Source organism: Pseudomonas sp. AL03, from assembly GCF_029960815.1.
Taxonomy (GTDB): Bacteria; Pseudomonadota; Gammaproteobacteria; order Pseudomonadales; family Pseudomonadaceae; genus Aquipseudomonas.
This window is the reverse complement of the sequence record NZ_JASBRE010000001.1, coordinates 476,075-483,740: the sequence shown is the minus strand read 5'-3', so window position 1 is coordinate 483,740 and position 7,666 is coordinate 476,075. Positions and strand designations below refer to the sequence as shown.

Annotated in this window: 6 protein-coding genes; 2 read left to right on the top strand and 4 right to left on the bottom strand. The window is 60.0% G+C overall.

From position 1 onward, the window contains the following. Window positions 1-126 precede the first annotated feature (126 nt). The 4 genes from QK293_RS02155 to QK293_RS02140 all read right to left on the bottom strand — a co-directional run bounded on the left by QK293_RS02155 (window position 127) and on the right by QK293_RS02140 (window position 3,199). Entirely contained in the window at window positions 127-630 is a 504-nt protein-coding gene (locus tag QK293_RS02155) for a GNAT family N-acetyltransferase (protein ID WP_282375336.1), read from the bottom strand. Between the two features lie 2 nt (window positions 631-632). Then, window positions 633-1,271: a LysE family translocator gene (locus QK293_RS02150; protein WP_282375319.1), complete on the bottom strand. Its 639-nt coding sequence runs from the start codon at window positions 1,269-1,271 to the stop codon at window positions 633-635. Between the two features lie 41 nt (window positions 1,272-1,312). After that, window positions 1,313-1,744, bottom strand: a complete 432-nt coding sequence (locus QK293_RS02145) for an NUDIX domain-containing protein (RefSeq protein ID WP_282375317.1) — start codon at window positions 1,742-1,744, stop codon at window positions 1,313-1,315. A 90-nt stretch (window positions 1,745-1,834) separates the two neighbouring features. After that, window positions 1,835-3,199 (bottom strand): HD domain-containing phosphohydrolase, encoded by a 1,365-nt coding sequence (locus tag QK293_RS02140; protein WP_282375316.1) that lies wholly within the window; start codon window positions 3,197-3,199, stop codon window positions 1,835-1,837. Between the two features lie 262 nt (window positions 3,200-3,461). Between QK293_RS02140 and QK293_RS02135 the strand changes: the two genes are divergently transcribed. Further along, complete coding sequence (locus tag QK293_RS02135; protein ID WP_282375315.1) at window positions 3,462-5,768, top strand: EAL domain-containing protein; 2,307 nt, start codon at window positions 3,462-3,464, stop codon at window positions 5,766-5,768. Beyond that, the gene (locus QK293_RS02130) at window positions 5,765-7,639 is read left to right on the top strand and encodes an EAL domain-containing protein (RefSeq protein ID WP_282375314.1); all 1,875 of its coding nucleotides are present in this window, start codon (window positions 5,765-5,767) and stop codon (window positions 7,637-7,639) included. Before QK293_RS02135 ends, QK293_RS02130 begins: the two co-directional genes overlap by 4 nt. Window positions 7,640-7,666 lie beyond the last annotated feature (27 nt).

Here is a 7,666-nt window from a genome sequence, read left to right as displayed (position 1 = left end):
CGGCGGTTTTTCAAAAGCGGGTAGACAGTGGGGGCGAGTCCATACATAGCAGCTGGCGAAGCCTGCGTTCGGCTCGGGCCGAACGCAGGCTTCGCCAGCTGCTACAAAGTGACCGCATGTCTCAGGTCAGGCGGTGATCTCCCGCCACATATGGATCTTGTCGAAGTAGTCCTCGCCCACCCGCACCGCCAAAGGTTCGAGGCCAAACTGGATAAAGCCGCAACGCTGGTACAGGTTGAACGCGGCTTCATTGCCAGCGGTGACGGTCAGCTGGATCAACCGCAGGCCCTGACGGATCTGCGCCTCAGCCAGGACGGCCTGCACCAGGTGATAACCGAACCCACGTTGCCGGACCTTGCCCGACACATACATGCCAAACAATGTCGCCTTGTGCCGGGCCTTTTCCCGAGGCTCGAAGGCCAGGCCCACGATGCCCGCCAACTCACCGTCTTCGAACGCGCCGAACACCACGTCCAGCTTGCTGGTCAGGCGTGATTCCCACCAACTCAGCGGCATCACCGCGCGTTCGCGCACGCTGGAGGTAAACGCCTGGGGGTGCAGGTCGTAGGCTTCGAGCATCAGCGCCCGATAATCCAGGGCATGACTGGCATCAAGCCGCTCAATCCACATGTTCAAGCCATCCGTCGTTGTTCAAGCATCAGTCGCACCGCCAGCGCCGACAGCACAAAGCCCATGAAATAGCGCTGCACCGCCAGCCAGGTCGGGTTGTTGACGAACCAGGAGGCGATGCCCGCGGCGAACAACGCGATCAGCAGATTGACGGTGAAACTGACGCTGATCTGGGTCAGGCCCAAAATGATGCTCTGAGTGAACACCGCACCGTGCTCAGGAGTGACGAACTGCGGAAACACCGATAAATAAAACACGGCGATCTTCGGGTTCAGGGCGCTGGTCAGAAAGCCCATGGTGATCAATTTACGGGACGAATCCGGCGGCAACTGCTGCATCTCGAAGGGTGAACGCGCACCCGGTTTGACGGCCTGCCAGGCCAACCACACCAGGTACAGCGCGCCGGCCCACTTCAGCACTTCGTAGGCCATCGGCACCGCCAGAAACACGGCGGTCAAACCGGCAGCGGCCGCGAACAGGTGCACGAAAAACCCCGCGACCACACCGAGCAAGGAGGTCACCCCGGCCTTGCGCCCCTGGCAGATCGAACGGGAAATAAGGTAGATCATGTTCGGCCCCGGCGTCAGCACCATCAGCAACGCAGCAGCGGCAAAGATCAGCAAGTCTTGAAGCGGAATCATAGGCAGTCCTGGCTCTTATAAAACGAGCGTTGCGCAAATGTTCAGGCGGTCGGCAACGAAGCTCGATAAAACGGCAGGATCAGGTCCCGTGTCAATGGCGCCAGCGTGACATCGCCGTCGGTGGCCGGGTCGATCCAGCGCACCTCTTCAATCTCCGCCGCAGGCGCTACCGCTGAATCGATGGTCAGCTGAAAGAGTTCGGCCTGGACGACAAAACCCGGCTCGTTGGCGGCCGGTGCAGAGAATTGTCCGAGGTAGGTGGCGTGTGCCGGATCGATGACCAAGCCCAATTCTTCTTCCAGTTCACGGGCCAGGGCGTGGACAGGCTGCTCATGGGCTTCGATCTTGCCCCCCGGCTGCATGAACGCCTCGGTGCCGCGCTTGCGGACCAACAGTGTGCGACCGTCCGGGCCGATCAACAGGGCGGCGGCGATGCGGATGAGACGGGGCGAGGCGGCGGATGAAAGCGTCATGGTTCAGGATTGGCCTTGAGGAAAAAGCGCAAGGATCACATGGCCGCCGCAGCTTCGTCACCCCGCAAAGATCACATCCTGCGCCAACATCTATGTCGTTGCACGCTCCAGCAGCGCTGTCTCCTCTTCTTCTGGCACCTTTATAAAAATGCTGTACTTCGCGCCCTCCATGGCTTCGAAGGCGATCAACTTCTCTACCAGCGGCCCGTTCAACACCTTGCCGGCATTGAGCAGCAGCATGCCGTTATCGGCATTGAGGTTGCGCGCCAGGATCATGCCCGCCGCCACTTCCCGTGTGGTCAGCACCTTGACCGACGGATCGGCCAACGAGACATCGCTCAGATACGCGGCACAGACCTGGATGAAATCTTCCACCAGTTCGGGATCGTAGAGCCGCCCGGCATAGCTGCGGATGTAGACCAGCGCCTCATCGCTGTTCATCTGCCGCTCGAGGATCAGTCCGCGCTGCAACTCGATGAAATCCACCGCCAGTTTCAGCAGGCGCGAACCGAACGGAATCGCCTCGCCCTTGAGCCGGTCGGGGAAACCGCTGCCATCCCAGCGCTCCTGATGATGAAGAATCAGACGGGCGGCGTCCTTCATCGGGTCGAGGGTCATCAATAGCGATTCGCTCTGCTTGGGATAACCGCGATAACGCTCCCGATCATTGTGGTGCAGCAGGTCCGCGGACGCGGTGATCATGCTGTCGGTCCAGCTCAGCTTGCCGATGTTGTAGAGCGCCGCGGCCATGGCCAGGTCGCGGCTCGTGCCCTCGTCCAGTTCGTGAAGTCTGCAAAACACCCGCACCAGTTCGATGATCTGGCGGTTAGTCTGTTTGGCCGGTGGCAAGCGCAAGTTGGCCAGCAGCGAGAACACCTCGGTGCCGGTGACATAGCTGCGCTTGAGCTCTTCGTAGGCCAGGTCGAGCATGTCGGCAGTCTGCTGGAGTTCGGCGGTACGGGCGGCGACGTGTTTTTCCAGGGTGATGTTGAGCGACTTCAACTGATCGTTCTGCAGCCGGGTCAACTGCTCCAGGCGCTGACGTTCGCGCTCGGAATATTGATGAGCCAAGGCCTGGCGCAAGGTCAGGAGCATTTCCTCGTCGTTCCAGGGTTTGCTGATATAGCGGTGAATCTTCCCTTCGTTGATGGCTTTGATGATCGTCGGCATGTCCGCGTAGCCGGTGAGCAGAATCCGGGTGGTCGTCGGGTAAAGCTGATGGATGTGAGCCAGCAGCGTGGCACCGTCCATGTTAGGCATGCGTGCGTCGGTCATCACCAGGTCGATGGAGTGTTGCTCCATGATCTCCAGCGCCTGGGCACCGCTGGTGGCCAGCAGCAATTCGTAGGGCTGGCTGCGTAACAGACGACGCAGGCTGTTGAGGATTGACTCCTCATCATCGACCAGCAGCACCTTGGGTTTATCGTACAAAGTCGTGGGGAGTTGCTCTTCCATGGCGTCACCTCAAGTAAAACGGGCACATCGTTGTGGTAGGACCCGGGACAAACATCCCCTATTGCCGGAGCCTGACCTACAGGCTAGATGATTTTCACCCCCCCCCAAACGGAAATGAATCAGCTCATTGAGTTGCGCGAAGTGCTGGACAGCGGACTATGCTCAAGTGACTCGGATCCATAATCTGTACGTTCGGCCAGGTGATCAGGGAAAGGATGCCCCCTATGAATAAACCGCACCACACTGCTGCCGGTACCAGCGTATGACGATAAATACGCTGCTGGCACGGACCAATCGACGGATTCTTATCGTCGACGACACCGCTTCGATTCATGCGGACTTCACCAAGATCCTCAGTCCACCCTCGATTGAGGACGACAGCCTGATCAGCGCCGAAAACGCCCTGTTCGGCACCCCTGCGGCGCTATCGCTGCAAAGCTTCACACTTGACTCGGCGTTTCAGGGCCTCGAAGCCGTGGACAAGGTCGAGACGGCGCTGGCCAACGACATGCCTTACGCAATGGCCTTCATCGACATGCGCATGCCGCCGGGCTGGGACGGGCTGGAAACCATCGAACGGCTGTGGCAGGTCGACCCCAAGTTGCAAGTTGCGCTCTGCACTGCTTATTCCGACTATTCCTGGGAAGACATCGACGAACGCCTGGAACTGGGCGATCGTCTGCTGATTCTCAAAAAGCCCTTCGATGCCATCGAAATCCGCCAGATGGCCAGTGCATTGACCGCCAAGTGGCAAATGACCGAAGACGCGGCGCTGAAAATGTCGCTGCTGGAACAGGCGGTCGAGGAGCGCACACGGGAGCTGTCCGATGCCAACATTATTGTGCAGAACAGCCCGACCATTCTGTATCGGCTGCGGGGCGAGCCGTCGTTTCCGCTGATGTACATCTCGCACAACATCACCAAGTACGGTCACGTCGCCGCGAACCTCCTGGCCTCGGCCAACTGGGCCCAGGAATTGATCCATCCCGATGATCAAACGAAGGTCGACACCGCCATGGCCCGGGTGCTGGACCGGCATGCGGCGGGCGCTTCCATCGAGTTTCGGATGCGCACCGGTAACGGTGACTGGCGCTGGGTCGAAAACCGCTACATCCCAGTGCGCGACGATGAAGGCCGTTTGCTGGAAGTCGAAGGCATCATCATCGACATCACCGAACGCAAACTGGCCGAGGAGAAAATCGCCCTGCTGGCCCGCACCGACGGCCTGACCGGGCTGGCCAACCGTGCGACGCTGATCGAGCGGTTGCACCAGGCATTCGCCGCGGCTCGTCGGGGGGCGGCACCGTTCGCCATGTTTTACCTGGACCTGGATCACTTCAAACGCATCAACGATACCCTCGGCCACCCGGTGGGCGATCTGTTGTTGCAAGAGGTGGCCCGCCGGATCAAGGCCAGTGTGCGCAAAAACGATGTGGTGGCCCGCCTCGGCGGTGACGAGTTCGCAATCCTGCAGTTGGACGTCGGTGACCCGACCCAATCCGCAGCCCTGGCCGCCAAGATCCGCGATACGTTGGTACTGCCCTATTCCCTGGCTGGCAATGATATACGGGTCTCGGTGAGTATCGGCATCAGTAGCTGTACCCCGGAAAGCACCAGTGCCGACGGTCTGCTGACCCAGGCCGATATGGCGCTGTATCGCTCAAAGGAAAAGGGCCGCAACCAGTACCACTTCCACTCCGACGAAATCAATCAGGAGGTGGTTGAACGCATGACCATCGCCAGCGACTTGAGAGCGGCCATCGAACACGATGAACTCGAACTGCATTACTGGCCGGAAGTGGACTTGAGCAGCGGCAAAATCCTCGGCATGGAAGCTCAGGTCAGCTGGAACCACCCCGAGCGCGGTTTACTGGAAGGCCCGGCGTTCCTGCCCGCCGCGGAGAAGACCGGCACCATCGTCGCGCTCGGTCACTGGGTGCTGGATCACGCCTGCCAGCAAATGCGCCAATGGCGCGATGAAGGCATGGCGCCACCCGTCATTGCGATCAAACTGTCCCTGGCCCAGCTCAAAAGTGGTCCCGAGCTGATCTACGACGTGTTGCGCACCACGGCACGCTGGGAGCTCTGCCCCTGGGACCTGCGCTTCGACGTCACCGAAGCGACGCTGGCCCAGACCAAATGGACCCACAACGATGTGCTGCCGCGCCTGCGTGAGCTGGGGGTGAAGATTGCTATCGACGACTTCGGCACCGAGTATTCCTCGTTCGACTACCTCAAGACCTACCAGGTCAATCACCTGAAACTCGCTCAGGCCTTCATCGACACCGCCGCCCGCGATCCGGCCAGCGCGAATACCCTGCGCGCCATTATCAACTTTGCCCGTGAAGTCGGGATCGGCATCATCGCCGAGGGCGTCGAAACCCAGGAACAGCGCAGTTCGCTGATGGCCACCGGTTCACCGATGAACGCCCAGGGTTACTACTTCAGCAAAGCGGTCAGCAGCCAGCAGGCCGCCGCGCTGCTGAAGGCTGGCAGCATCGTACTCCCGAACCATGACATCGGGTCGATCCTGGACAACCCGCCACGCTCCGCGGAGGACAAAGGATGAAAACGCCTTTCGTGCGGACCAACCGGCGCATCCTGATCATCGACGACACGCCCTCGATTCATGAGGATTTTCGCAAGATTCTTGGCCCAGAGACCGAAGGCGAACAGACCCTGGCTGGTGCTGAAGAAGCTCTGTTCGGCACCGTGCAGCTTGATCGGCTGACGTTCCAGCTCGACTCGGCCTACCAGGGCCAGGAAGCCCTCGAACTGGTCACGCGCGCACTGGCCGAAGGTCACCCCTATGCCATGGCGTTCACCGACATGCGCATGCCACCGGGCTGGGACGGCCTGGAAACCATCGAACAACTGTGGAAGGCCGACCCTCACCTGCAAATCGCATTGTGCACGGCCTATTCCGATTACACCTGGGAAGACATGGCCGAACGGCTGGAGTTCGGCGACCAGTTGCTGGTGCTGAAAAAACCCTTCGACAGCCTGGAAATCCGCCAGATGGCCAGTGCCCTGACCTGGAAATGGCAGATGACGCAGGACGCAGCAATGAAGGTCCTGAGCCTGGAGCAAACCATCGAGGCGCGGGTCCACGAATTGCTCAAAGTCTCGCACCTGTTGCAGTACGACGTACTGACCGAGCTGCCCAACAGCACGTTGCTCGGTGACCGGCTGAACCAGTCTCTGGCCCTGTCCCGTCGTCACGACAAGCAACTGGCCGTGATGTTTCTGGGCCTCGATCGCTTCAAGCGCATCAACAACGCCCTGGGCCATCCGGCCGGTGACGAGATGCTCAAACAGGTCGGCCGCAATCTGGTGGCGACTATTCGCGAGTCTGATTCGGTATTCCGCTACGGCTCTGACGAATTCGTGGTGATCCTCGCCGATGTCCGCCACCCTCAGCAGACCAAGGGCATCGCCGAAAAACTCTTGAACGCCATCCGCGCGCCTCAGCACATTGCCGGCCACGACCTGTGCGTGACCGCCAGCCTGGGGATCAGCATCTACCCCGAGGACGGCCTCGATGCCATCTCGCTGATCAAGAAAGCCGAAACCGCGATGCGCAACATCAAGGAAAGCGGCCCGAACGATTACAGTTTTTTTATCGACGACATGAACCAGCGCGCCCGGGATCAGCAAAGCATCGAGTCTGGCATTCGCCTGGCGCTGGAGCGCAACGAATTTGTCCTGCATTACCAACCCAAACTGGACTTGGGCAGCGGCCAGGTGGTCGGTGCCGAGGCGCTGATCCGCTGGCAAAAACCGGGGCACGGTCTGGTCTACCCGTCCAAATTTATCGGTGTAGCCGAAGACAGCGGTTTGATCGTGCCGTTGAGCAAATGGGTGCTCGCCGAGGCTTGCCGACAAACCTGCGCCTGGCAGGCCGCGGGGCTGCCAAAAATCTATATGTCGGTGAATATCTCGGCCATCGATTTCCGTCAGCGGGACTTTGTCGACGGCATCGAACAGACACTCAAACAAACAGGTATGGAACCGGCCTTGCTGGAGCTGGAAATCACCGAAGGCGTGTTGATGCAGAACGTCGAAACCACGGTGACCGCGCTGACCCGGCTCAAGGCCATGGGCGTGCGACTGGCCATCGATGACTTCGGTACAGGTTATTCCAGCCTGAGTTACTTGCAGCGTTTTCCCATCGATGTGCTGAAAATCGACCAGTCGTTCATTCGCGGCTTAAGCAGCGACAGCAACGACGCTGCCCTCGTCAGCGCCATCATCAGCCTGGGCCGGAGCCTCAAGCTGACCATCATTGCCGAGGGGGTGGAAACCCTCGAACAACTGGATTTCCTCAAGGCCCATCAATGCGAGGAAGGCCAGGGTTACTACTTCAGCAAAGCCGTAGAGCCGGAAGCGTTCGTCCGGTATCTGGGGTCGGTGAAGCCCCCTTCATCCGCCACCACGTGAACGATGCGCAACGACACACAGGCCCCA

Excerpts from the sequence above, each read along its gene's own strand:
- QK293_RS02155 (WP_282375336.1), bottom strand. The coding sequence starts at position 630 with ATGTGGATTGAGCGGCTTGATGCCAGTCATGCCCTGGATTATCGGGCG.
- QK293_RS02150 (WP_282375319.1), bottom strand. The coding sequence starts at position 1,271 with ATGATTCCGCTTCAAGACTTGCTGATCTTTGCCGCTGCTGCGTTGCTG.
- QK293_RS02145 (WP_282375317.1), bottom strand. The coding sequence starts at position 1,744 with ATGACGCTTTCATCCGCCGCCTCGCCCCGTCTCATCCGCATCGCCGCC.
- QK293_RS02140 (WP_282375316.1), bottom strand. The coding sequence starts at position 3,199 with ATGGAAGAGCAACTCCCCACGACTTTGTACGATAAACCCAAGGTGCTG.
- QK293_RS02135 (WP_282375315.1), top strand. The coding sequence starts at position 3,462 with ATGACGATAAATACGCTGCTGGCACGGACCAATCGACGGATTCTTATC.
- QK293_RS02130 (WP_282375314.1), top strand. The coding sequence starts at position 5,765 with ATGAAAACGCCTTTCGTGCGGACCAACCGGCGCATCCTGATCATCGAC.